This window comes from Paenibacillus sp. FSL H7-0737 (assembly GCF_000758545.1).
GTDB lineage: Bacteria > Bacillota > Bacilli > Paenibacillales > Paenibacillaceae > Paenibacillus_AQ.
On record NZ_CP009279.1, the window covers coordinates 2,982,836 to 3,008,266 of the forward strand.

At 41.6% G+C, this 25,431-nt stretch carries 28 protein-coding genes; 24 read left to right on the forward strand and 4 right to left on the reverse strand.

Annotated elements, in window-relative coordinates; all coding sequences use genetic code 11:
• The first annotated feature begins 249 nt into the window (after positions 1–249).
• The 14 genes from mraY (at position 250) to H70737_RS12945 (ending at position 11,478) form a co-directional block, all read left to right on the forward strand.
• Positions 250–1,203 (forward strand): phospho-N-acetylmuramoyl-pentapeptide-transferase, encoded by a 954-nt coding sequence (mraY, locus tag H70737_RS12880; protein WP_042187778.1) that lies wholly within the window; start codon positions 250–252, stop codon positions 1,201–1,203.
• A gap of 47 nt (positions 1,204–1,250) precedes the next feature.
• Entirely contained in the window at positions 1,251–1,562 is a 312-nt protein-coding gene (locus H70737_RS12885) for an ArsR/SmtB family transcription factor (RefSeq protein WP_042193811.1), read from the forward strand.
• Positions 1,563–1,644: 82 nt separating this feature from the next.
• Positions 1,645–2,823: an MFS transporter gene (locus tag H70737_RS12890; RefSeq protein ID WP_042187780.1), complete on the forward strand. Its 1,179-nt coding sequence runs from the start codon at positions 1,645–1,647 to the stop codon at positions 2,821–2,823.
• Between the two features lie 171 nt (positions 2,824–2,994).
• The gene (locus H70737_RS12895) at positions 2,995–3,615 is read left to right on the forward strand and encodes a thermonuclease family protein (RefSeq protein WP_052404268.1); all 621 of its coding nucleotides are present in this window, start codon (positions 2,995–2,997) and stop codon (positions 3,613–3,615) included.
• A 151-nt stretch (positions 3,616–3,766) separates the two neighbouring features.
• Positions 3,767–4,222: an NUDIX hydrolase gene (locus H70737_RS12900; protein WP_042187782.1), complete on the forward strand. Its 456-nt coding sequence runs from the start codon at positions 3,767–3,769 to the stop codon at positions 4,220–4,222.
• Between the two features lie 91 nt (positions 4,223–4,313).
• On the forward strand, positions 4,314–5,417 hold the full coding sequence (locus H70737_RS12905; protein ID WP_042187784.1) for a PRK06851 family protein: 1,104 nt from the start codon (positions 4,314–4,316) through the stop codon (positions 5,415–5,417).
• A 147-nt stretch (positions 5,418–5,564) separates the two neighbouring features.
• Complete coding sequence (locus tag H70737_RS12910) at positions 5,565–6,308, forward strand: AzlC family ABC transporter permease (RefSeq protein ID WP_042187786.1); 744 nt, start codon at positions 5,565–5,567, stop codon at positions 6,306–6,308.
• Positions 6,305–6,616, forward strand: a complete 312-nt coding sequence (locus H70737_RS12915; RefSeq protein WP_042187788.1) for an AzlD domain-containing protein — start codon at positions 6,305–6,307, stop codon at positions 6,614–6,616. Before H70737_RS12910 ends, H70737_RS12915 begins: the two co-directional genes overlap by 4 nt.
• 33 nt (positions 6,617–6,649) lie before the next feature.
• The gene (gene pdxR / locus H70737_RS12920) at positions 6,650–8,158 is read left to right on the forward strand and encodes a MocR-like pyridoxine biosynthesis transcription factor PdxR (RefSeq protein ID WP_042187790.1); all 1,509 of its coding nucleotides are present in this window, start codon (positions 6,650–6,652) and stop codon (positions 8,156–8,158) included.
• 106 nt (positions 8,159–8,264) lie between these two features.
• Positions 8,265–9,239: an ROK family protein gene (locus H70737_RS12925; RefSeq protein ID WP_042187792.1), complete on the forward strand. Its 975-nt coding sequence runs from the start codon at positions 8,265–8,267 to the stop codon at positions 9,237–9,239.
• Between the two features lie 87 nt (positions 9,240–9,326).
• Complete coding sequence (locus H70737_RS12930) at positions 9,327–9,593, forward strand: PQ-loop domain-containing transporter (RefSeq protein WP_042187794.1); 267 nt, start codon at positions 9,327–9,329, stop codon at positions 9,591–9,593.
• 92 nt (positions 9,594–9,685) lie between these two features.
• Entirely contained in the window at positions 9,686–9,943 is a 258-nt protein-coding gene (locus H70737_RS12935) for a GNAT family N-acetyltransferase (RefSeq protein WP_081951111.1), read from the forward strand.
• Positions 9,944–9,965: 22 nt separating this feature from the next.
• Positions 9,966–10,841: a hypothetical protein gene (locus H70737_RS12940; RefSeq protein WP_042187797.1), complete on the forward strand. Its 876-nt coding sequence runs from the start codon at positions 9,966–9,968 to the stop codon at positions 10,839–10,841.
• 103 nt (positions 10,842–10,944) lie between these two features.
• Entirely contained in the window at positions 10,945–11,478 is a 534-nt protein-coding gene (locus H70737_RS12945) for a hypothetical protein (RefSeq protein WP_042187799.1), read from the forward strand.
• Positions 11,479–11,481: 3 nt separating this feature from the next.
• Here the strand turns inward: H70737_RS12945 and H70737_RS12950 are convergent, their stop codons facing one another.
• Complete coding sequence (locus H70737_RS12950) at positions 11,482–11,916, reverse strand: DUF4395 domain-containing protein (protein ID WP_042187801.1); 435 nt, start codon at positions 11,914–11,916, stop codon at positions 11,482–11,484.
• Positions 11,917–12,078: 162 nt separating this feature from the next.
• On the opposite strand from H70737_RS12950, the gene H70737_RS12955 reads away from it, so the two are divergent.
• Together H70737_RS12955 and H70737_RS12960 are read left to right on the forward strand one after the other, a co-directional pair.
• On the forward strand, positions 12,079–12,648 hold the full coding sequence (locus tag H70737_RS12955; RefSeq protein ID WP_042187803.1) for a TetR/AcrR family transcriptional regulator: 570 nt from the start codon (positions 12,079–12,081) through the stop codon (positions 12,646–12,648).
• Between the two features lie 49 nt (positions 12,649–12,697).
• Complete coding sequence (locus H70737_RS12960; protein ID WP_042193817.1) at positions 12,698–14,152, forward strand: DHA2 family efflux MFS transporter permease subunit; 1,455 nt, start codon at positions 12,698–12,700, stop codon at positions 14,150–14,152.
• Positions 14,153–14,311: 159 nt separating this feature from the next.
• Here H70737_RS12960 and H70737_RS12965 read toward each other — a convergent pair whose 3' ends face one another.
• The gene (locus H70737_RS12965) at positions 14,312–15,130 is read right to left on the reverse strand and encodes an SDR family oxidoreductase (protein ID WP_042187805.1); all 819 of its coding nucleotides are present in this window, start codon (positions 15,128–15,130) and stop codon (positions 14,312–14,314) included.
• Between the two features lie 58 nt (positions 15,131–15,188).
• Positions 15,189–15,722 (reverse strand): PadR family transcriptional regulator, encoded by a 534-nt coding sequence (locus H70737_RS12970; RefSeq protein WP_052404270.1) that lies wholly within the window; start codon positions 15,720–15,722, stop codon positions 15,189–15,191.
• A gap of 235 nt (positions 15,723–15,957) precedes the next feature.
• Between H70737_RS12970 and H70737_RS29785 the strand changes: the two genes are divergently transcribed.
• The 4 genes from H70737_RS29785 (at position 15,958) to H70737_RS12990 (ending at position 20,298) form a co-directional block, all read left to right on the forward strand.
• Entirely contained in the window at positions 15,958–16,863 is a 906-nt protein-coding gene (locus H70737_RS29785; protein ID WP_052404271.1) for a hypothetical protein, read from the forward strand.
• 50 nt (positions 16,864–16,913) lie between these two features.
• Positions 16,914–17,678, forward strand: a complete 765-nt coding sequence (locus H70737_RS12980; RefSeq protein WP_197071288.1) for a M15 family metallopeptidase — start codon at positions 16,914–16,916, stop codon at positions 17,676–17,678.
• A gap of 126 nt (positions 17,679–17,804) precedes the next feature.
• Positions 17,805–18,554, forward strand: a complete 750-nt coding sequence (locus H70737_RS12985) for a stalk domain-containing protein (RefSeq protein ID WP_042187807.1) — start codon at positions 17,805–17,807, stop codon at positions 18,552–18,554.
• 244 nt (positions 18,555–18,798) lie between these two features.
• Entirely contained in the window at positions 18,799–20,298 is a 1,500-nt protein-coding gene (locus tag H70737_RS12990; RefSeq protein ID WP_042187809.1) for a DHA2 family efflux MFS transporter permease subunit, read from the forward strand.
• Positions 20,299–20,382: 84 nt separating this feature from the next.
• Here H70737_RS12990 and H70737_RS12995 read toward each other — a convergent pair whose 3' ends face one another.
• Positions 20,383–21,276 carry a DMT family transporter gene (locus H70737_RS12995; RefSeq protein WP_042187811.1) on the reverse strand — a complete coding sequence of 298 codons (894 nt, stop codon included), beginning with the start codon at positions 21,274–21,276 and terminating at the stop codon, positions 20,383–20,385.
• A 129-nt stretch (positions 21,277–21,405) separates the two neighbouring features.
• On the opposite strand from H70737_RS12995, the gene H70737_RS13000 reads away from it, so the two are divergent.
• The 4 genes from H70737_RS13000 to H70737_RS13015 all read left to right on the forward strand — a co-directional run bounded on the left by H70737_RS13000 (position 21,406) and on the right by H70737_RS13015 (position 25,426).
• On the forward strand, positions 21,406–22,281 hold the full coding sequence (locus H70737_RS13000) for a LysR family transcriptional regulator (RefSeq protein ID WP_042187813.1): 876 nt from the start codon (positions 21,406–21,408) through the stop codon (positions 22,279–22,281).
• 110 nt (positions 22,282–22,391) lie between these two features.
• Positions 22,392–23,492, forward strand: a complete 1,101-nt coding sequence (locus tag H70737_RS13005) for a LacI family DNA-binding transcriptional regulator (RefSeq protein WP_042187815.1) — start codon at positions 22,392–22,394, stop codon at positions 23,490–23,492.
• Between the two features lies 1 nt (position 23,493).
• A complete protein-coding gene (locus H70737_RS13010) occupies positions 23,494–24,654 on the forward strand; it encodes a Gfo/Idh/MocA family protein (protein WP_042187817.1) in 1,161 nt (386 codons plus the stop codon).
• Positions 24,655–24,703: 49 nt separating this feature from the next.
• Entirely contained in the window at positions 24,704–25,426 is a 723-nt protein-coding gene (locus tag H70737_RS13015; protein ID WP_042187819.1) for a ThuA domain-containing protein, read from the forward strand.
• Positions 25,427–25,431: the final 5 nt, after the last annotated feature.

Sequence of the window (25,431 nt, forward strand, 5' to 3'; positions counted from 1 at the left end):
TTGATCGGAAGTATTTCTTAATGAGGAGCGAAAATAGGAAATAAAAACAGATTACTTTCTCTTTATCAAAGTTTTATTTACATATATCATTTTACTAAAGATACAAGTGAGAGGGATAAAACTTTACATAATTCAAGCGATCTTAATAACTCTCAAATCAATTTCGTGAGTGTGAGTTAGGTTCCAGAGTAGAGTATTTGGAGTGGAAATATTAAAATATTGTTTTTCAAAGAGGGGGCAGTTTATTATATGTTTGGAATTATGGCTATTTCCGGCCTGTCTTTTCTTCTAGTGGCGATATTTACGCCGTTGTTGATCTGGACACTGCACAGGCTGAGGCTAACGCAGCCAATTCGCTCCGAGTTACCAGCGGATCATCAGGCCAAACGTGGTACACCGCTTATGGCAGGGTTGGTCCTGCTTATCGGGATAGCGATCTCGTTACAGTTTCATCCCGGACCTCTAATGTTACTCTTATGCGTCACGTTTTTGTTGTTCAGCTCAGTCGGATTTCTCGATGATTTCAAAAAGGCTTTTTGGCAAAATCCGTCCGGCATCACCGGTCGCTCAAAACTAGTGTTACAATTTATTTTTACTGGAACCATTTTGTATATGTTGTTCCATTCGTTCGGCCTGACGAGCGATATTGGGTTATTTCAAGGGCACTATTTGCAATTGCCTTTGTACCTTTATGTCGGAATCATTTTGCTGTTTGTGGTGGGCTCCGCAAATGCTATCAATTTTACGGACGGTCTTGATGGGCTACTGATCAATGTAGCCATTCCAACGTATTTTTTCTTTTTTATGATTTCGGACAAACCTGAAGTGCAGACATTTTCCCTTGTCATGATCGGCTGTCTGCTTGGGCTTTTCCTTTATAATATTTATCCGGCAAGAGCTTTTATGGGCGATACAGGATCACTGGCGATCGGTGGCTCCCTTTCCATTTTAGCTGTCATAGAGAAGGTCGAGCTTTTGATTCCGATTTTGTTTTTCGTCTATTTTGCGGAGCAGTTGTCGGTCATATTACAAGTTTGGTACTATAAACGGAATAAGCTGCGGCTGTTCCGAATGGCTCCGATTCATTACCATTTCAGTTTAAAATACGGATGGAGCGAAAATAAAATCGTGATGATTTTCGGTTTCATTTCGTGGGTATCCGTACTGATTTGCTGGTTAATTTGGAAATATCTTATGCACTAAATTAATTTTACATTTACAAATCTATAAAAGTAGATATAATGAAATGCATGGAACCTTTAGTGATATTTAAAGCTTTGTCTAACGAGACACGTAGTCAGATTATGATGTGGTTAAAAACTCCGGAGGAATTCTTTGATGAGAAGCCTTATTTACAACAAGGCCTAAGTTTTCGAACTGGAATATGCGTGGGAGATATTCAAGCTAAAGCGGGACTTGCACAGTCTGTTATCTCGAGTTATTTGTTGACAATGCAAAAAGCTGGATTGTTGGAATCTCAGCGAATTGGGAAGTGGACGTACTATCGTCGGAACGAGAAGACAATTCAGGAATTTTCCGAGTATATTAAACAGAAACTATAAATGAGAGGAGGGAAGACTTTTTTTTGATAATACATATCTACAATTCTGTATATGTAAATATAAATGGAGGATTATTTTAAAAATGAAAAAGATTAACCCGTTGCTTATTATTATTTTGGCTTTAGGTGTATTTGGTATTATCACTACGGAAATGGGGATTATAGGTGTTCTTCCGCAGATAACTCAAAAATTTAATATATCGACTTCACAGACTGGATGGCTTGTAAGTATATTTGCTTTAGTCGTTGCCATTTCTGGTCCATTTCTAACATTACTGGCTTCTGGTATTAATCGTAAAGTTATTCTATTAACGGCTGTACTTATTTTTGCAATTTCAAATGTTGTGTACGCTTATACAACTATGTTTGAAGTAATGCTGATTTTTCGTATTATCCCTGCTATTTTTCATCCTGTCTTTTTTTCAGTTGCTCTTGTGACCGCTGCTCAACTTGTCCCACCAGAAAAGAGTACTAAAGCAGTTACAAAGGTTTTCGCCGGAATCACAGTCGGGTTTGCTTTTGGTGTGCCTTTGACTTCTTATCTTGCGGACAAAATATCATTAGAAGTTGCTTTCCTGTTTGGTGCTGTTGTAAGTATAATTGCCTTTTTAGGGATACTCGCTTGGCTTCCTTCCATGCCTGTTAAAGAAAAAATGTCTTATGGCAAGCAGCTTGGTATACTACGCAAACCCCTATTATGGTTAAATATTGTGACTGTTATTTTTATTTTTGCAGCTATGTTTTCTGTATATAGTTACTTCGCTGAGTATCTTGGACAAGTAACACATATGAATGGATCATGGATTAGTATCATGTTGATGGCCTTTGGTATAGTCATGATTTTTGGGAATTTTTTATTTGGGGGCCTTTTGCATAAAAGCATTTCAAAGACCGTCATCATGTTTCCTCTGCTATATGCGGTAACTTACCTCTTCGTTTATTATCTAGGATCTTATTTCATTCCGATGGTTATTATCATAATCATTTGGGGGGCAGTGCATTCCGGCGGACTCATTGTCAGTCAAGCATGGTTAACGACCGAGGCGAAAGAAGCTCCCGAATTCGGTAACAGCTTGTTTATTTCATTCTCCAATCTTGGAATTACTATAGGGACTGCTATCGGTGGTTGGTTTATTTCTCATGCAGGAATACATCAGCTCATCTGGATCGGAATTATGTTTTCCCTGCTTGCTTTCTTATCGATCATAATCAAAATAAAAATTTCCAACTTAAACGTAGCAGAAGCTAAACTGGGTGATTAACGGAGATTATGAATTTATTAAAACGGCGACAGCCATGTATCTTATTTTTCTGGTACATAGCTGTCGTTGTTTTCTATATTAAATATTACAAACTTGTGTTTTTTACTATTTTGATTTATTTTAATTAGACCCCATGAAGCTATTACATATGTATAAGAAAGAGGTTTAACCATGAGTAAAACGTATCTATTAAAAATCTGCTTAGCCATCACCCTCATACTCGGAACAGCTACCGCTTGCACTTTCGCCGAGCAGTCTACTCCAGATCAAGCTCCATCTATAACAACAAGTCCTAGCCCTAAATCTGATGCTACGGCAAAGAATACACAAGAGGATAACAGACGTTTATTAGATGCTAAGGTAACACGGGTAGTTGATGGTGACACCATGAAGCTGACTATCGACGGTAAAAAAGAAACAGTACGCTTGCTACTAGTCGATACCCCTGAATCCGTTAATCCGAACATTCCTGAGCCACAGCCATTTTCGATAGAAGCCTCTGATTATGCCAAAAAGATGCTTACCAATAAAGATGTGCAAATTGAACTAGATGTATCAGAACGAGATAAATATGGTCGTCTACTCTGTTATCTCTATATCGATGGCAAAATGTTTAATGAGCTTCTGCTAGAGCAGGGTTATGCACGTGTGGCATATGTATTTGCACCTAATACGAAATACGTTGATCAATTTAGAGTTATTCAGGATAAAGCAAGAGAGCAGGGAATCGGCATCTGGAGTATTGAAAATTACGCGCAAAACAATGGTTTTCATGTTCCAAAAACGAAATGATTATCTAGTAATCAGGATTTATAGAGCTACCATGAGGTAGCTTTTTTTATTTGCTTTCGAATGTTATAAATGTAATATTGTGGTATGGTTCCTGTGATTATATTTGGGGATGAACAAAAAAACAAGCCATTAAGGAAAAGGATGCTGTGTAATGAGCAATTATATTATGGAGCTAAGAAAACTAGTAGGTACCAGGCCGCTTATTATGGCAGGAGCCTGTGTTTTGTTGTGTAGCGAGCAGCAATTACTATTACAACGTAGAACGGACAACGGTTGCTGGGGGTTGCCAGGTGGCTCGATGGAGCTTGGGGAGACTTTGGAAGAGGTTGCTAAAAGGGAACTTTTTGAGGAGACAGGTTTACAAGCCAGAGGACTTGAATTGTTCGACATGTTTTCTGGACAAGAGCTTTATTACAAATATCCAAACGGTGATGAAGTATATAATGTTGTAGCCGCTTATCTATGTACAGAATTTGACGGTGCGCTTAAAGAAGATGGAATTGAAGTGCAAGAAGTCCGTTTTTTTAATTATGGAGAATTGCCTAGCGAGTTATCACCTCCTGATGTTCCAGTCATTAAGAGATTTATGGATCATTTTATGAAGTAAGACCACATCTCACTTAAAGTGTCACCTTTCCCAGGGAACCATAATACGATGAAATATGAACCATGACATTAGCCCGGAAAGGTGTGCGATTATGAACGGAACAATCCTCAATTTCTTTGCTGGCGGGAATACGGCTCACGGCTTTTACAGCCTCTATGAGTCGTCATTGCAAAGTTTAACGCGTCTATATGTTTTAAAAGGAGGCCCAGGTACGGGGCAGACCAAACTGATTAGAGAAATTGGAGAGCAGTTGAATCAACAAGGTTATGAGATCTGGTTCATCCACACTGCATCAGATAACGATTCATTCGACGGTGTGATTATTCCCAAATTAAATATAGGAATTGTGGATGGAACAGCTCCGCGAGTAATAAACCCTGAACTGCCTGAAGAGTCCATCGTATTCGTAGATTTGGAGCAGGCCGCTGATCAGTTCCAGTTGTGTCAGCAGAAGTTGGAAATCGATAATTTAGTCGGAGCCATTAAACAAGAACATGAATTGGCTTATGCTGGCTTTGCTGAAGCTCTTCGCATTCATGACGAATGGGAAGCAATTTATATCGCGAAAATGGATTTTCAAGCAGCTGATGAGCTGACACAGGAGTATATTAAGCTTTTGTATGGTGATCAGAAATCTGATAAATCCAGCCGGGTAGATCATCGTTTTTTAGGTGCGGCGACGCCTAAGGGGGCCGTGGATTTTGTTCCTAATCTAACCTCAGGACTAAAAAGATATCTGGTTAAAGGACGTGCGGGCTCCGGAAAATCTACATTGTTGAAGAAAATAGCGGCTGAAGGCATCAAACGTGGTTTCGATGTTGAAATTTACCACTGTGGCTTCGATCCAAATAGCCTTGATATGATTATTGTGCGTGAGCTTGGCTTTGCTATTTTTGATAGTACGGCTCCACACGAGTACTACCCAGATCAGGCAACCGACGAGATCGTCGATATGTATTCCCGCTGTATACTGCCTGGTACAGATGAAGAATATTCCGAAGCTATTGCCGGCATTAAAGAGCGATATTCGAGTACCATGAAGCAATCCACACAACATCTTACAGACGCAAAAGTATTCCTAGTTGCATTAAAGCAAATCTATACTTCTACCCTGAATTTTGATCGTGTAGACCAGATTAAATCGCAGATTTTAGAGGAAATCAACGAGATTGTTGAAAGTCCACTGGAGGTTTAAACCTACATTTAAGATCGCTCTCTAGAGGGCGGTCTTTTTTTGTGAGAAAAGAAATTGGTATGGTACATACGCACCAATGTGGTTATTTCCACTGGAACTGTATCCAAGTATGCTCTCTCTAGTAACAACGATAAGGGAGAGAAGCTTATGAATGATCAAAAAGTAATGTTTAGAACAGGGCTAAAAGATTCTATCGCAATTGTTGCAGGATTTATCCCAGCTTGCTTTACGTTTGGATTGGTCGGTAAGGGGTTAGGTCTAGAAAGTCTGGAAGTATTCTTATTGTCAGCGCTCGTATTTGCGGGGGCTAGTCAATTTATCGGTGTAAAAATGCTTGCCGCAGGAGCAGCCGCTCCAGTGATTTTACTGCTTACTCTGATCATTAACTTAAGATATTTGTTTATCAGCTTATCCTTTGGAGGGCAGTTAAATCGTAACATCAGTGTACTAGCGAGAACTTGGATTGGATTCAGTTTAACAGAAGAGGTATATGCCGTTAGTATGATCCCTCGAGAAGGAGTAAATCGTAAAACGGAGAATGAAAAAATGAACCAGCCCTTAGGACTTCCTTATCTGCTAGGCCTACAAATTCCTCCCTATGTCGCTAACCTGATAGCAACAGCTTCGGGGATCACCCTTGCCTCCTATATCCCAGCTTTATATCTACCGGCGCTAAACACGTCATTATATGCCTTACTAATTGCACTTGTTGTACCTCAATTGAAAGGCAGCTTACGGAATATGGCTATATGTATATCAGCTGCAGGATCATCTTGGCTACTGAACCCTTTGCTGGGAAACTCATCGATTCTTATAGCTATGTTGATCGGCATGGCAGTGGGTTCCTTAATTAAAGGGCAAGTCAAAGCGGAGAAGGGGGTATCCATATGACTATATTAATCATCATAGGTATGGCTGTTATTACATTTTTATTTCGTTTTGTGCCTTTACTGCTTACGAACCATACGAATGGTTCTTCCAAAGTCCAAGCGCTACTGGAGTATTTGCCCATAGCGGTACTTAGTGCGTTAACGGTACCTGGAATCATTCAGGTAGACCCAGATGTTAATCTTGTGGGTATCGCATCAGGGACTGTCGCTGTTATACTGGTATTAATTAGAAAAATTCCGCTGCTCTTCGTGATTCTAGGCTCTGTTTCCGCAGCAATACTCGTAAAAATGCTAACCCTATATTTTTAAATCAAAAGTCGGAAAAGAAGGGGAGGACCTCTTATGAAGCATGATTTGCTGATCACACTCGATAAAGAACGACAGATACCATTTAGCCGTCAAATTTACGAGCAAGTTCGAAATGCTATCCATTCAGGAGCTTTAAGCGGGGGGGACCCCCTGCCTCCGTCTAGAACTTTGGCCAATCAGCTTGGAGTATCCAGAAGCGTGGTCCTTCAATCCTATGAGCTACTACAGGCAGAAGGGTATCTGGAGATGAGAAAAGGGGCGGGAACGTTTATTGCGGAGTTGACGTTAGAGGAGAAAATTACAAAAGATTATGAGAGCCCTTACAATTTTATAACGAAGGGACCTGATATCCTTACGCTTAATCCTCCTGCTACTAGAGAAGTTGATCATTTGAACCCGGTATTTTGCGATTTTCGACATGGTGTACCTGCTTGGGATGCGTTTCCTATGGATCAATGGCAAAAAGCTCTAATGAATGCTTGCCGCCGCGCTTCACCGGATACTTTAGGCTATGGCCCTGCGGAGGGTTCACTGGGACTACGCAGAGAAATTGCTCGTTTATTACGTTCCACGCGGTCTATGCCCGTTGTTCCAGAACAAATCGTGATTACTTCTGGAGCTACGCAAGCTCTTGATATTTTATCGAGGATTTTCTTATTTAAAGGTGATCAAGTCATTGTTGAAGATCCATCACATAGCGTTGTGCGTGAAATATTTTCTTTTGCTGGGGTAGAGGTCATACCTGTTAAAGTAGATCAAGATGGCATCTGTGTGGAAGAGATCCAGACAAACAGTGATAACGATAAAGAAGGTAATCTTAAAAAATCGCCAAAGCTAGTCTATGTTACGCCTTCTCACCAGTTCCCTTTTGGGACGACACTGTCCTTGAAACGAAGAGTTCAGCTGTTGGATTGGGCGAAAGCTAATCATGCTTTTATTATTGAAGACGATTATGACAGTGAATATAGGTACGAGGGTCCGAAATTATCTGCGCTTGCTGGTCTAGATGTTGAAGGTCGAGTCATTTATGTAGGCAGCTTTAGTAAAGTATTATTTCCTTCTCTGCGGATAGGTTATGTTGTATTGCCTCCGGCTTTGCTTCAACCTTTTTTGGCCGTTAAATGGATTACAGATCGCATGTCTTCTGCTTTGGATCAGGAAGCGTTAGCTGAATTTATACAGAATGGTCACTATGCAAGGCATATTACACAGATGGGTAAGCTGTATGCCTCACGTAGAGCCTGTCTCGTAAATAGCTTGAATACTGAATTTGGGAGTCGTGTGCGATATTATGGCGAGGAAGCGGGGCTGCACTTACTGATTGAGCTGGAGTCGGATGCCGAAGAGAATCGTATAGCTGAAGTGGCGCTCCATTACGGAGTTCGTGTATATCCTGCATCTTCTTATTTTCTGGAGAGTAAACCTAAGGGACCTGTGTTTCTACTAGGCTATTCTAATCTTACCGAGAATCAGATTAAGATGGGTGTGAACAGACTGATGTTAGCCGAAGCAGAAGCGACAGTTAGTAGTAGTCATTTGTAATAGAAATGTTGGAACTTTATCATATAACTTGTATGTTCCCTCTATAGTTTCAGCCTTCAGACATTCATAATAAAAGGTGAAGTTATTTCTAATTCTGGAGGTTCTTATGAAACGCTACATTATAGGAATTGATCTCGGTGGAACGAATATTAAAGCAGGAATTTACGATTTCGATTTTATAGCTGTAAAAGAAATATCTACACCTACAGAGGCAGCCAAAGGCCCGTTACATGTGCTGGAACGGATTAGAGAAGCTGTACGTTTGATTACGGTTGAAGCGGATATTTCGTTAGATTTAGTAGAAGGTATGGGAATCGGAGTGCCCGGATTACTTGATCCGGTAGCGGGCATTTCTTTTTTCTCGCCTAATTTTCCGGGGTGGGAGCAAGTATATGTTGTTGACGAGATGAAGCAGTTTTATGATTTCCCTATTTTCATTGATAACGATGTGAGGGTTAATCTGTATGGAGAATGGCAGCAAGGTGCAGGCAGAGGTTATAACAATCTAGTTCTGATTACTTTGGGAACGGGTTTAGGATCGGGTATTGTGAATAACGGGAAAGTAATCTACGGCACGTCTTATAGCGCTGGTGAAATTGGGCACATGAATATGTACAGGAACGGACGACCTTGTAAATGTGGGAGCTCGGGCTGCTTGGGACGATATGTCTCCGCGCTTGGCATGGTGAACACTTTTAAAGAGAAGCTGAAGGAAGGCCGAACCAGCATGATTCAGACCTGGGCAAATAATCAAGAAGAGCAAATTACCGCGCTAATGATATCTGAAGCCTACGAACTCGGAGACGATCTCTCTATGGAGGTCATGCAGGAGACAGGGACTATACTTGGCTTTGGATTAGCGAATGTAGTGAATATGCTCAACCCTGATCTTATTATTGTAGGTGGGGGGATGGCGGCAGCGGGTGATAAGTTGCTCCAACCTGTAAGAGAAACTGTAAGTCAGCATGCGTTGAAGCTATCTGGCAGTAAGTGTGAAATTGTTCAAGCTTCGCTGGGAAGTCGGGCCGGAACTATTGGTGCGGCCTCTTATGCATATAGTAAGCTTAAAGAAGCAGAGTAGCTAAAAATAATTGTTAAATTAGTATGAACTGGAACCAGATGGAGCCGCCCGGAATACAACAGTAATAAAATCCGTGGAGGTGCTCATATGTTTGCAATCATGCAATTAATAGGTGGGGTGATCCTGTCTTTGGGATGGATTCCTCAAATTATTCAAATCCTTAAATCAAAATCCGTAGTCGATTTAAATTTGAAGTCGTATTTACTTATGCTGCTCGGGATTAGTCTAATGGAAGCATACGCGATAAGTTTGGCGGTTACGGGAGTAGGTTTAGCTTTTTTGATTACGAATACGATGTCCTTATGTGTTGTGTTGCTGGTTATTATTCTAGTGCTTAAATATCGAGCAAGATAATGATTAAAGTTAAGAAGGTAGGAAACGGAATGACGTACAGTTATCGAAAAGCCGCATCTACGGATTATGCCGCAATATGACAAGAACAAGATTTGTACTGGCTAGGAAATGTTATTGTTTCAACCGATTATAGAGGTAAGGGAGCCGCGGAGTATTTGATTCGTACCATGCTTGCTGCTGCTAAAGAGGACTTACAGCTTCAAGAGTTACATCTAGTTTGTCATAATGTGAATACTAAAGGGATGTTATTATACTCCAGGTTAGGGTTTAAGCCGTATGAAATTGTCAAAAGAACAGGTCCTCATGAAACAATCATCGCCGGAATCTTTATGAAAATAGAGCTAACTTAGGTTAGTAAATGTGGAGGTACATTTGAGCGAAAAATATTTTACATACGAAATCGATGCAGTAACTTTTCAATTGCAAGAGCCTTGTGATTTTGCTTGGTTATCTAAACTTGGCAGGGTGTTCAAAGTGTTCGATCAGCAGGATTCGGGCAATCTTTCTTTTGGTGTGGAGAAGGAAGGTCAGAGGTATTTTGTGAAATTTGCTGGTGCAAAGCCTTTGACTTACAATGGAAACCCCTCGGATGCTGTTGATAATTTGATTAAAGCTATTCCGGTATATAAAGAGCTTGAATCTGAAGTGCTGATCTATCTGGTGTCACATTTTGAAGTTGGAGTGGGATATGCAGCAGTGTTTGAATGGTTTGAAGGTGAATGTTTGCATTCGCATTGGCTGTTTGCGGGAGAAGCTAAGTTGAACCATCCGGAATCGCCTTTTTACCGCTATAAGCAACTATCTATTGAAAAACGTTTAGCGTCCTTAGACGTAATCTTTGCATTTCATGAACATGTTGAGTTGCAGGGGTATGTCGCTGTCGATTTTTACGATGGAAGTATTCTTTATAATTTCGCGAACGATGAAACAAGGATTTGTGATATTGATTTTTATAGAGCTAAGCCAACTGTAAATGACCTGGGAGAGAACTTCTGGGGCTCATCGAGATTCAAGTCACCGGAAGAGTTTATCTTGGGTGCACCGATTGATGAAGTTACCAATGTATTCAATATGGGCGCAACTTCATTTGTTCTTTTAGGAGGAGCCTCCGACCGGTCGTTTGCAAAATGGGAAGCGAGCGAAGCTCACTACGAGGTTGCTTTACGGGCGGTTAGCCTGGAGCGTGAGCAGCGGTATCAGAGTGTGGCGGAATTTAAATTAGCTTGGGATAGAGCAGGAATTGTTTGAGGTAGGTGGGAAATGAGAACTGCTTAAGCTGTAAGATAAGAATGATAGCCCTGCTATTGTCACATGATATGATTTATAAATAGAACAAGCAGGAGGGATTTCAATGAAAAGAGACATTCAGCATGTTCCCTACGGCTATGAGCCACCGGTTGAACAACGTAAAGGGACGTTAGTGTTTTACGATTCTTTTGAACATATAACAGATCAGGAGCTTGTAATCGCGGCAAAAACGGCCACCGATCGGCGTTTCACTAAGCTAGTGCTATATCCGCTTCATGAAGAAACGGTGAGACGGATGACCAAAGAGCCGGTGAGCGCTTATTATAAGCGTGAGGACCGGCTGCATGAATGGAAGAGGGAGCAAGGACTTAGCTTCATCACGGTAGAGAGTTTGGAGGGAAAGCGAAAGAAATATACTCCGCTTGATTCTGCGCTTAGACATCTTGCAGAAATCTATCCTTCGCCGATTTTTTTGTATTTAACACCTGAGGTGGCGAATCAGTTTGCGTCTTACTCCTCTTTTGAAGAATGGATTGTAAAGATCCGCTTATTGCTGCCATCTGCACCTTCATCACTTCATCCAAGGCTACTAAAATTTCGCCATCGCTGGGATGTTGTTGGAGAAGAGAAAGATTAAGATTTAATGTGTGCTGCTCTGTTTACGTCTGTAATTGTACATTCTCCACTGATAATGGATAAAACATCCGATGCAAAATCCAAGTATCGCAACAGTGGCTGCCACTGCAACTAGCGCTGTGAAAATATAGGCAGCAATCGTCCACCCCGCGATGAAGCTGATCAGACCACCTGTGAGGCAGAAGACAGCAATCGTTTGGTTAAACTGTTGCTGTGACCAGTCTTCGAGTACATAGTGCGAACGTTCTTTTGTCAGAAACTTAGCAGCCAGTTTAATAATGGGATTATAGCCGAACAAGAGTCCGAGCAATCCGGCAAACAAGGGCAGCGCAAGAATCCAGTGCTGTCCTGTTAGCCATGTCAATATTACAGAAATGACGATAAACGCCTGATTAGTCTTTACTAATGGTCGTGGAATTCCTTTGGGCACGACTTGCATTTTATTCACACCTTTCTTATTGGAATAATTATAGTATACGCTGAGGTTGATGGAATGGGAAGTAGATTACTTTGAATTTAAGTAATTTATATGTTGACATATCTCTTAAAAATATGGTTTTATTATGTAGACCAATTGTTATAATGCAAAGGAAGTGTCAGCTTGTCGAACAAGCCGAATACGCGTGAGGCGATTCTGGACACCGCTTCGAAATTATTTTTTTCTCAGGGATATCATGCAACAGGACTAAATCAGATTATTAAAGACAGCGATTCACCGAAGGGATCTCTTTATTATTACTTCCCCCACGGTAAAGAAGAGCTGGCTTTAACATGCATTAACCGGACTAGTCTAACAGTCGCTCAGAAACTGAACTGTCATATGGAGAGCAGCAATAGTGCAGCTGAAGCAATGGAGGATTTTATTCTAGGCATGGCTATGGATGCAGTGGAATCTTCATTTGAGGGGATTGTTCCATTTAGTTTTTGGTTAGCGGCGGAGACCTCTTGTATTAGTGAGGAGCTGCGGACTGCATGTAAATCTGTGTTTATGGACTTGCAGGATGTGATCAAGAAACGCCTTCTGGAAGAAGGTGTGGAGAGCAACACTGCAGCCGATAAGGCTTCAGTAATAGTCTCATTATTTGAAGGAGCGCTTCTTCAGACGCTGACTTTACGGGATGAACAGCCGCTTCTCGCGGCGGCGAAGATTATCCCAGCAATACTTGGTTAGAGATAGACAATAGATAAGAACATCAGGGGGATTAAGAGTGGAAGCAACTATGCAAGGAAAGCAACAAAAGGAAGTAAAGAAGTTTAAAACCATTCCGATTCTAGTCTCTTTACTACTTGCAGGATTTATCGGAATGTTCAGTGAAACCGCACTGAATGTAGCTTTAAGTGATCTTATGAATGTCCTTCAAATTACTCCAGCAACAGCACAATGGTTGACGACGGCTTATCTGCTTACACTGGGAATTCTAGTACCGATTTCGGGTATGCTGCTTCAGTGGTTCTCGACTAGACAGTTGTTTGTTGCTGCTTTATGTTTTTCAATACTTGGAACGTTTTTAGCTGCAGTATCACCTAGTTTTGAGTTCCTATTAACAGCGCGTGTGGTACAAGCAATGGGTACAGCGCTTCTTTTACCACTTATGTTCAATACGATCCTTATTATCATTGCTCCTGAAAAACGTGGTGCCGCGATGGGGATGATAGGATTGGTTATCATGGTAGCACCAGCGATCGGTCCTACTATTGCCGGTCTTCTAATTGAAAGCCTTAGCTGGCACTGGATCTTCTGGCTGTCACTGCCATTCCTGGTGATCGCATTGATATTCGGGATCCTCTTCATGCAGAATGTAACGAAGGTTACGAAGCCGAAGATCGACATCCTCTCCATAGTGTTATCATCAATCGGGTTTGGTGGAATCGTGTTTGGTTTCAGTAGCGCCGGTGAAGAAGCTGGTTGGGGAAGTCCAAAAGTAATCATTGCTATCGTAGTAGGTGTGGTATCACTCTTATTGTTTGGTTTGCGCCAAATGAAGATGAAGCAGCCTATGATTAATCTGCGAGCTTTTAAATATCCAATGTTCTCTATTGGTGTGGCTATGGTATTTATTTGTATGATGGTTATCCTGTCATCCATGTTGATTCTTCCAATGTATCTTCAACAGGGTCAAGGGTATACAGCGTTCAAGGCAGGCTTGCTGCTACTTCCAGGGGGGATTATTAACGGATTGATGTCCCCAATCATGGGTCGTCTGTTCGACAAATACGGTCCCAAATGGCTCGTTATTCCGGGTCTAATTATTGCAGCTACTGCTTTGTGGTTCTTCTCCAGTATTACTGTTGCTTCTACGGTTGTATTCGTAATCGTACTTCACAGTACGCTTATGATTGGTGTGTCGATGGTATTTATGCCTGCACAAACCAACGGAATTAACCAGCTGCCGTTAGAATTATATCCAGATGGTACAGCGATCATGAATACTTTGCAGCAGGTTGCTGGTGCGATCGGTACTGCATTAGCTGTCAGCATTATGTCCGCAGGTTCTAAGAGTTATTTGAAGACTGTGGCCGATCCTGCCGATCCAGCTAATATGTTGCCTGCATTCACGCAAGGTGTACAAAATGCATTTATTTTCGGAATGAGTATGGCGATTGTAGGTCTAATTCTTGCGTTCTTCGTGAAAAGAGTAGTCGTTAATCATAAAATGAATACACCAATGCATTAATCATTAAGCTTGTAAAATCCCCTTACGGTAGATAGTGGAGAAGGTTCATGTACATATGAACATACCACTGTTAATCGGAGGGGATTTTTTTAATCATAACAAGAAAGAGGGACCTCTCCCCGGTAGAATACCGAGAAGCGTCCGCCACCTAACTTCTTTTTAAGAAAAATGCTGGGCTATATTAGTCAGATACTCTGCATCATCTGTATTTTCTTTCATATGAATGAGCATTTTTGCATCTTCTCCAACAATGTACCGGAATTGACTTGTCCCATCTGTGGCGGCTTGATATATTGTTTCCGCAACAATTTCTGGAGGCGAAGCATAGGTAGGTTGTTTTTCCATCTCACCCAATTTACCCAAAAATGCAGTAGTAAAGGGTTTATAATCCGTTAATGTATCATTAAAAAAGAACTCCATCGATCTTCCACCAAAGTCCGTCTGAATAGCACCTGGTTCAATTAACTTAACTTTAATGTTCTGTGATGCTAATTCATAAGATACGGATTCAGAAAAACCTTCAACGGCAAATTTCGTTGAATGATACAGAGACATTGTAGGAAAGGTTACTTTTCCACCCATAGAAGAGATATTGATTAGCAAACCATCTTGATTAGATCTAAAATGTGGCAATATGGCTTTAGTCATACTGATAAGACCAAACACGTTCACTTCAAACTGCCTTCTGATCTGCTCATCTGTAGCTACTTCAATAAGACCCATTGTTCCATAACCAGCATTATTGAGAAGAACGTCAATTTTACCGAACCGCTTAATCGCTTCCGCTAACGCAGGTTGAATTGTATCTGATTTCTCAACATCAAGCTGTAAAACCAATACATTATCAAGTGTAATAAGTTCACTTTCTTGTTCAGGGGAACGCATCGTGGCTACGACGTTCCATCCTCTTTCAGCAAAATGTTTTGCTGTAGTTCTCCCAATGCCAGAAGAAGCACCCGTTATAAAAATTGTTTTCATTAACAATTCCTCCCAAAAGTTTTCTGAGCGTTACATTTTCACTTGGTACGTACAAAACTTACTTCGTAAGCACTAACTGCTCCATGTTTGACAACCCTTCGGCAATGATTTTGAGTTTTGCTTTATATTCTTCAATGCCAATTTGGATACAGATGATCTGCGCTGGATGCATTTCATCTTTATAAAGTGAATACTGCGCAAGTAACTGATCTAACTTATGTTGTGATTCCTCCTGTACCTGCTTCAACCAAAGAATCACCTTGTCATACCCAACAAATTCACCAAAATATAGCCTCATCATAAAATCAGATTTCTTAATACTGTCAGCCTCTAGTGGGGCTAGTAAATAGGCGTTAAAACTATCTCTTCCTTTATCCGTGATGTTTAAAAGATTCTTATTAGGCTTACCTGCCTGCTGTACATTTTCCTTAGTTATCAAACCCTCCTTTTCCATGCGAGCAAGTGTGGGATAAATCGTTCCATAACTAGAACTATAGAAATTAGAGAATACATCCTCCAATAACTGTTTTATTTCGTAACCAGTCTTCGATTCTTTCATAAGCATGCCTAAAATAACATCCTGACTGTTCAAAATAGAACCTCCTTGTTGTTTAGAAATATTTGTATATCACGCTTATAATATATCGGTTAGATATATATTGTGTCAATATATATTATTTTGATACAGGTAACTTTATCGAAATCATAAATCACTTGTTCCTTGAGGATTGTTTGGAATGGGTACTATGAACCAATTAGTTTCAGGTTATTCCCGTATGTCTAAATATTAAGTACAATTACATATATGGCAAAAGGGAGGTCATCTATTGAACTGGAAAAAATCCGGCTTGTTAAGTATTGCTATAGCCCTTGGTTCAGTGACAGGATTCAGTACTTTGGGTATAGAGCCAGTATCTGCCGCAACGGCAACGGAATCTGCAGGCGTTTATAATCAATTCCAGCAGTATGTACAGAAGCCGACATCTCTTGCTAACGCACGTAATTATTTAATTAACCATATCAAAGAAGTGGATACCTGGACAGCGACTCAGATGACACTTCAGCTCGAGAATGCACAGAAGGCACATTTATCTGTATACTCAGAAAAGGTTTTTCCGGACAAGATGCAGAAAGAGATAAACAGTGCTTTTTCCAAAAGCAAAAATCTAACCTATACCTCACTCCTTAATACGATCAAAGATGCCAACGTACGCAAAGTGTTAATTGAAGGCCGGGATAAGGGATATAAGCTGGAGACCAGTGAGGGCATGTACTATCCGGTGATGCATTATGAGGGATTTAAGATCTTTAAGCCGTATATTACGAAGGACATCGCAGCATATATTGACATCATGGCCACCGAATCTAATCAACCGAGTGTATCTGATGCAGCGATAGTAATCAGTTGGACCGAGTTAACAAATAGAGCGCTTGCAATAGAGGATTTTGTGACGAAATATCCTGCTTCTAACCGTTCAACCGCTCTTCAGAAAGAACTTCTCATTGCAACGTCTCGCTTATTGTATGGAACAAGTAATACACCTGCATATGACTATGATGAGCAAGTTATCAAACCAGAAGTAAAAAAGGCGTATGAGAATGCACTAAAAAATAGCAAAGTTGATACTAGAATTCTTTCGATTTTAGAAAAGCTACTACAATTACTTAATTCCACGAATAATAAATTCACTCCTGTAATAGAAAAATTTCTAGTTGAAACCGTAAACTCGTAATTATTAGAGTATGTAAAGACAAGACAACATCTGAGAAGAGGCTGGATTAATTGAGATTAGGATCAAAAGGAATAAGAATTCCAGTTTTCGCAGTTGTGCTGTTGTTGTGGACAAACACTATGTTTATGGGTAGCGCAGAAGCTGCTTATGTCGGCTCTTCAACAGACTCTGTGCTGCAGCAAATGCATATGGAGAAGAAGAACCATTTACCGCAAGATTTTGTCTATCTGGATGAAGTGATTCCAACGGCACAATATGAGATTCGATATTACGGAGATAATAATTTTGTGGGGAAGCGGATTGATGGCTACAAGGCGCCTTTAGCGATATTCTCGCGGACAGCGGCAACAGCTTTGAAGGCTGTAAGTGAGGATTTAGCGGACAAAGGGTATATTCTTAAAATTTATGATGCTTATCGTCCGCAGACGGCGGTGAATCATTTTGTAAGATGGTCACAGAATGCCGTAGATACTAAAATGAAACAGCAATATTATCCGCGACTGGATAAACGTAATCTATTTAAACTTGGTTTTATAGCTAAAAAATCAGGCCATTCCAGAGGTAGCACCGTCGATTTAACGATCGTAAATAAAGAAACGGGAGCTGAAGTAGATATGGGAAGCCCTTTTGATTTTTTCGGAGACATCTCCTATTACGATACGTCCTTAATCAACAAGACTCAGAAAGCAAATCGGGCGATCCTCAAAGAGGCGATGGTAAAACAGGGATTTAAACCTTACAGTAAAGAATGGTGGCATTTTACGCTGATCAAGGAACCTTATCCTAAACAATATTTTGACTTCAAGGTGGAATAACCTAGAACTTGAATGTCCATGTAAGAAGCGATTCACTTTTTTTGTTGAGCTTTACTACCATTAGGATTAGCAGATGCTGGAAACGCACATAATACTAATAGTCAAAAAAAGGGAGGTTTCGAACGGATGAACAAAATCGCGGTTGTTGTAGTGTTAAGTGTACTGTTATTGGTAAATGGATTTGGAGGAACTACCTCTTCTACGGCTTGGGCAGATGCTAGTGAAGTCAAGGTGGTTTTGAATGGTCAGGTTCTGAAATCAGATCAATATTCAGCGTATCCAAACGGTTCTACGGTCATGCTACCCCTTAGAGAGGCATCAAGCGTCTTGAAATATCAAACCACTTATCAAAAAAGTACGGACACCATTACATTAAGCGGAGTCAAACAAAAGATTGAATATAAAGTAGGAAACGACTATATTACCATTAATGATAAAGAGAAAAGAGACTTTAAGGATAATGTTGTGTTTAGGAAGGAACACTTATATGTTCCGCTCTCTTTTTTCACTAGTGCTGGACTGGTAACCTCTTATAATGCTGAAGCTAATCTAGTGGAAGTTTATGCGCCCGAGGTTACAGCAAGTGTGATAGCGGGACTGCTGAGCACTGGACAATTTCAAGAGTTAGAGAATCGATTCTTTAGTGATGAAATGAAGCGTTCGCTTTCCACTACGGGTTTACAGAAATATTGGGCTGATTTTACTGCACGAGCTGGTACTTACCATGGGATAAAGTCTACTGAAAGTATTCAAAAAGAAGATCAAATGTCAATACAATGTGTACTTGGCTTTGCTGTAACGGATGCGTCCCTTGAGTTTGTTCTCAATAAGTCTGGTAAGATTGTTGAATTAAAAGGAAACCTTCCTTCCATTTAATCTTGAGAATAATAAAGATTTAGGTTTAGAACAACAGGCTATGTGTGCGTCCCTTAAGAAGAGATTTCTTCTTGGAGCCATGCATAGCCTTTTTTGTGATTCAATAAACATACTGAGATTGCAATGTATTTTTATTGTAAAAAAGGGTTTTATTTGTTGACTTTCACATTCATCGAAGGTAAATTAAAATTTGAAATAATTGTTAAAGCATTTAACTAAATTAGAGAAAAGAGTGGAGTACTGGATGACAAAATCAATTACTCAGAGTAGCCCGACAGAAGAACGGCCCTTCTCGCTAAGAGCGATCCTTCCCCCGCTTCTTGCTATTATCGTCGGAATGATTATGGTTATTCTGGATGGAACCGTCGTGAATGTGGCTATACCCAAACTGGTGGACTATTTTTCTTCAGATTTAAAAACGATTCAGTGGGCGATTACAGGTTACACGTTAGCTTTAGCTGCTGTAATACCGCTCGCAGGCTGGATGACAGATCGCTTCGGTTCTAAACAAGTGTTTCTGGTGACGCTCACGTTGTTCATTCTCGGCTCCATGTTATGTTCTGTGGCTCAAACTTCTTCGCAGCTTGTTATTTTTCGTGTGATCCAAGGACTTGGTGGGGGGATGGTAGCTCCTATTGGGATGGCTATGGTGTTTAAGTTAGCTCCAGCAGAACGAAGAGGATCGATTATGGGAATGCTTGGGATTCCCATGCTGCTTGCACCTGCACTTGGCCCGATATTGTCCGGATGGCTTGTTGAATATGTTAGCTGGCATTGGATCTTCCTGATTAACGTGCCGATTGGGATTGTTGGTATTATTCTTGGTGTTAAATATTTGCCCAAGACGGAGAAGATCGGTAAAGGCAACCTCGACATACTTGGCATTATACTGGCACCGATTGCGTTTTCCATGCTAGCTTATGGAGTAAATGAAGGTGGGTCGAATAGTTGGTCATCGACTCCAGCAATCCTTGGATTATCTGTTGGGGGCGTTGCACTGATTCTATTTATAATCGTTGAGCTGCGGCATAAACAGCCTTTGCTGGATCTGCGCGTCTTTCGCTCCTCAGATTTCACCCGCGGCATTATTTTAACATGGGTCATGCAAGCCGCACTGTTTGGTTCCATGCTGTTCGTGCCGCTATACTTACAGCAGATTCGGGCTTATACACCACTAGAGACGGGGCTGATTCTGCTTCCGCAAGCTTTAGCTTGTGTAATCGGCATGCCGCTTGGTGGTAAATTGTTTGATAAGATAGGGGCACGACCGCTGGCTTTTGTGGGTCTGAGCATCATTACAGTTACCCTATTCCTACTGTCTGGGATTTCGATGACTACAAGTCTAAACACCATTATGATGTATCTTGCTTTATTAGGATTTGGGATGGGTATAGCGATGATGCCACTCAATACACATGTTCTAAATGCAGCGCCGCGTGAATTGGTGAGCCGGGTCACATCGCTTACAGCAGCGGCACAGCAGGTGGTTGTGGCCTTTGCCGTAGCAGGCTTGACGGGTTATCTGACAAGTCAAATTACTGTGCATATGGGAGCATTGAAAGCAGGAAGTAATCCTTTATCAGCAGCAGTTCTAGGTTTTGATGATGTATTTTTTCTATCTGGTTGTATAGCTGTAGTCGGTGTACTTATGAGTATTATCCTGCGCAAACCAAAGCTTTCCTCGAATGATTCCTCCTCCGAAGAGAGTCAGAAAGCAGATGCAGCAATGATGATGGGACATTAATTTATACGATAATCTTAGATAATAAAAAAAGGCGTCGTTCAGCTTGTATAGCTAACGACGCCTTTTTTGCATGAGAAAATCATCCTATAGATGTTCTGGTTTCTTCTGAGCCCACCTAGGGCTGAATGTAACTTTACCGAGTAGCTCCGATGCTACAATGCCTAGTAGAACAAGAGCTGCACCAGCATATCCTTGTATCGATAGCTTTTCAGCGGCGAACCAATAGCCAAACAACGCGGCGAATACCGGCTCAAGGGAGAAGATCAGTCCGGTGCGTGTAGGTGAAGTATATTTTTGAGCAATGGGTTGTAGGATGAAGCCACAGGCACTACAGAGAATCCCAAGTGCGAGGATCGCAATCCATGCTGGTAAGGTCGAAGGAAGCGAAGGTGTCTCGAATAGCGCAGATAACACTAGAGCAAACCCTCCGGCAAAACCCAACTGTAAGATTCCAATATTCAGTGAATCACACTCTTTTACAGCCTTGCCTGTAAATAAGATCTGTACCGCATAGAACACCGCCGAAAGAATACAGAGGAAGTCACCTGGTCCAATTTTTAAGGTAGCATTTAATGTAAGAAGTCCAATGCCAGCTATAGCGAGTACGGAGCCAAAGACTTGCGGAGGTGCAACTCTTTTTTTGAAAAGTATACGATCTATTATCGGTACAAATATGACCGTCAAGGCTACTAAAAATCCAGCGTTGGAGGTTGTCGTAGTCTTCAGTCCGAACGTTATACATGTGAACACGCCGAGGAGTAAGAATCCGAGTAGAGCACCATATTTCAATGTTTTGATGTCAACTTTTCGTAAACGTTTGTGGAAGATCACTGTGGCTAATATAAAAGCAAGTCCGAAGCGGAGTGCAATCAGATTGAATTCGCCTAACGTACCTAACCCCATTTTCATAAATATGTAGGAAGAACCCCAAAATAATGTTACAACTAACAGCATCAGCTCAGCTTTGAGCGGTTTCATCGCGTCATCCATCCTTCTTCATTTTCAATTCAATTTAGTATAATACGGCTCTATACATAAGGTAACTGAATGTTTATCATAGGATACATGAGTAAAACTTATGTAAATTTAAAAGGTGAGGGATAGAGGTTGAGCATCAATAAGTATGAGATTTTTCTAAAAGTTGTAGAGCTAGGTAGCTTAACAAAAGCAGCAGATGTACTGGGCTTTACGCAATCTGGAATTAGCCACACGATTAGTAGCTTGGAGATGGAATTTGGTTTCACGTTATTAATTAGAAATAGATCTGGCGTTAAATTGACGGTAAACGGGGAGCAAGTACTACAGCCTATCCGTGAAATTCTGAAGTGGAATGAAAAATTGAAGCAGGAAGTAGCAGATATACATGGGCTAGAGGTTGGGACCATTACCATCGGAACATTCACCAGTGTATCCGTGCATTGGCTGCCAGGAATGATTAAGCAATTTCGCAGTGAATACCCCTATATCGAAATCAGGTTGATGGAAGGTGGTTATTTAGAGGTTGAACAATGGATCGAGGCTGGAGTCGTTGACTGTGGTTTTATTTCTCTGCCTACGCGTGAGAAGTTCGAAGTGATTCCCTTAAAAAAGGACCGGATGTTAGGAATCGTATCCAAAGAAAATCCGCTTAGTGCAGAACCTTTTCTCTCCTTATCCCAAATTGCTAAAGAGGATTTCATCATCCCGAAGGCAGGTTCAGATTATGATGTTAGGCGTGTACTGGATAAGGCGGGCATCAAACCGAATATTAAGTTCTCAGCAGGTGATGATTATGCCATTATGGCCATGGTGGAGAAGGGACTCGGAATTAGTATTTTGCCAGAGCTTGTATTAACCCGTCAGAATTATAATGTAACGATGCTTGAATTGGAAGAACGTAGTTTCAGATCACTTGGAATCGCTGTACATTCTATGAAATACGCATCTCCCGCCACTAAAAAGTTCCTAAAGCATGTACAAGCGTGGTTGATGGGGCATCCCTGAACCCTAAGAATACACCGTTTAGAATGAGCAAAACCCCTGATTAATTCAGGGGTTTTATTATGAATGAATATCCAAAATAAGGGTTGACGAGGGACTTTGTTCATGAGAGAATGTACGCGCGTACATTTATTGAATGCGCTTTCGTAGGAGGGGTTTTTATCGCCAGCCGTAAAGAGGTTGCCGAGCTTGCCGGAGTCTCAGAAGCCACAGTCTCCCGCGTGTTAAACAACGTAGGCCCGCTCAAGGAAGAAACGAAGGAACGTGTGTTGGCAGCTGCGCTCAAGCTGGGATATACCCCTAGTTCACTCGCGCAGAGCTTTGCTCGTAGAAGAAGTGGGCACCTTGGTGTAGTAATGCCTTATTTGCCAAATGCACGCTTGTTCTCCACTTATTATTTTTCAGAAATATTAAGTGGAATTGGGAGTAAGGCGCGAGAAGAGGGTTATGATCTGTTAATGCTGTTTCGAAATGCCGAAGAGAGAGTGGACTATAACGAATTGTTTAAGATGCGGAAGATTGATGCTTGTATTGTACTCGGTGCTAAAGAGGATCCAGGTGAGCTAGCCTCACTTCGACGTTTGAAGGAGGAAGGTCATCCGTTTTGCCTGATTAATCAGCATTTTGAAGGAGAGGCTTTTCACGAGGTGGATGCTGATCATTTCGAAGGAAGCTGGCAAGCGGTCAGGCACTTACTGGATCAGGGCTTTACGAGGATTGCCTTTCTAAACGGGCCAGCATCTTATTCGAACAGCCGAGATCGTTTAACTGGTTATTTGCGCGCTTTGGAGGATTCTAACCTTCCTTTAGATGAATCACTTCTATTCGAAGGTAACTTCAGTCGTAAAAGCGGTGCTATTGCTGCCAAGAAGATGTTGCCTCTGCTGAATGAGATTGATGCCATTGTAGCGGCCAATGATCGAATGGCCATTGGATTGCAGCAAGGCCTACAGGAACTAGGCATCCCAAGAGATCGCATCCCAGCCATGGTGGGTTATGATGATTCAGATGCTGCTGAGCTTACTACACCAGCCTTAAGCAGTGTGCGTGTTCCCTTTTATGAGCTAGGAGAAATTGCTGTATCTAAGGTATTAGAATTGCACGGGAATAGTCGCTCAGAAATATCACCCCCCTCCCAAATTATCCAGATTAAATTACCGACTGAACTAGTAATACGAGCTTCATCTAAATCTAAGAAATCTGAGGAGGAATAAGATGAAACAGCTTCGCATTGGAATGATCGGTTATAAATTTATGGGTAAGGCGCACAGTAATGCTTATCGCAGTTTGCCAATGTTTTTCCCGAAAGCGCTTAAACCTGAGATGTCTGTGATTTGTGGACGGAATGCCGAAGCGCTTGCAGAGGCTGGCACTCAGTTAGGATGGTCGGATTGTGTTACGGATTGGAAAGATCTAATCGCTCGTGAGGATGTCGATCTTATTGATATAAATGCCCCTAGTAATGCACATAAGGAGATTGCTCTGGCAGCAGCCAAAGCTGGTAAACATATTTTTTGTGAAAAACCACTCGCACTGACCTTAGCGGATTCTCGTGAAATGCTGCAAGCCGCTGAAGATGCAGGGGTTACACATATGGTTGGTTTTAATTATCGCTTTTCACCGGCGGTTAGACTTGCTAAGAAGCTAGTAGAGAGCGGGCGGCTTGGGAAGATCTATCATTTTCGGGCTTGGTTTCTACAAGACTGGATTATTGATCCGGAGTTCCCGTTAGTGTGGAGATTGCAGAAGGGGATTGCGGGTTCAGGCTCACATGGTGATTTGGGTGCGCATCTCATTGATCTGGCACATTTCTTAGTAGGTGATGTGAAGGAAGTAATCGGTATGAGTGAGACCTTCATTAAAGAACGTCCACTTGCTGCTGAAATGACCGGATTAAGTGCCAAAGGGGATAAGGATGCTCCTAAGGGCAAGGTAACTGTAGATGATGCCACATTGTTTTTAGCCCGTTTTGATAACGGTGCCTTAGGTAGTTTTGAAGCTACAAGATTCGCAGCAGGTCATCGCTCTACCAATTCTTTTGAGATCAACGGAAGCCTTGGCAGTGTGAAATTTGATTTCGAGCGAATGAATGAACTCGAGGTTTATTTAACCTCAGATGCTGAGGATGTACAGGGCTTTCGGCGTGTGCTGGCAACGGACCCTGCTCATGAATATGCGGAGGCTTGGTGGCCGCCGGGTCATACGATTGGTTTTGAACATACGTTTATTCACGAAATGTTGGAGCTTTCTAACGCGATTGAAGAAGGACGTCAGCCTGTACCTAATTTCCATGATGGAGTGAAATGCCAAGCTGTGTTAGAAGCGGTAGAACGCTCTATTGAACAGCGCCGGTGGGTCGATATCTCTGAGATGTAATCAACAAAAATGCGTGTTTGAACAATCTCTATTAGAAGGAGTGCGAAAGATGAGAAAAGCATTGATAGTATGGGGCGGTTGGGATGGTCATGAGCCTGAACAGGTAGCTGATATATTCGCTAAGGTACTGCAAGAGGAACAATTTGAAGTTGAGGTATCGAATACACTTGAGGCTTTTGCCGATGCGGAGAAGCTTCTTGAACTAGATTTGATCGTTCCGGTATGGACGATGGGTACAATCGAACAGAATCTTGTGAATAATGTCTCGGCAGCTGTTCAGAACGGAACGGGTCTTGCGGGTTGCCATGGCGGGACGTGTGATTCTTTCCGAAATAATGTGGATTGGCAGTTTATGACCGGGGGGCAATGGGTAGCTCATCCCGGCAATGATGGTGTGAACTACACCGTAGAGATTTGCCAAAGCTCAAGTCCTCTCGTAGAAGGATTAGAAGACTTCACCGTTTGTTCAGAGCAATATTATCTGCATGTAGATCCCGCTGTAGAAGTACTTGCAACGACTCGTTTTCCAGTTGTTGAAGGCCCACATTCCTTCAACAAAGCCGTGGATATGCCAGTAGCCTGGACCAAACGGTGGGGTCATGGCAGAGTGTATTATAATTCACTCGGACATCATGCCGATATTGTAGCTATGCCACAGGTAAAGGAAATGATGCGCAGAGGACTGCTATGGGCTGCCGAGGGTAAAGTTCGCGCACAATCCCAAATTTCAGCGGTTAGTAGTAGCTATAGCGGAATGGCAGACAGTCAATAATCTCT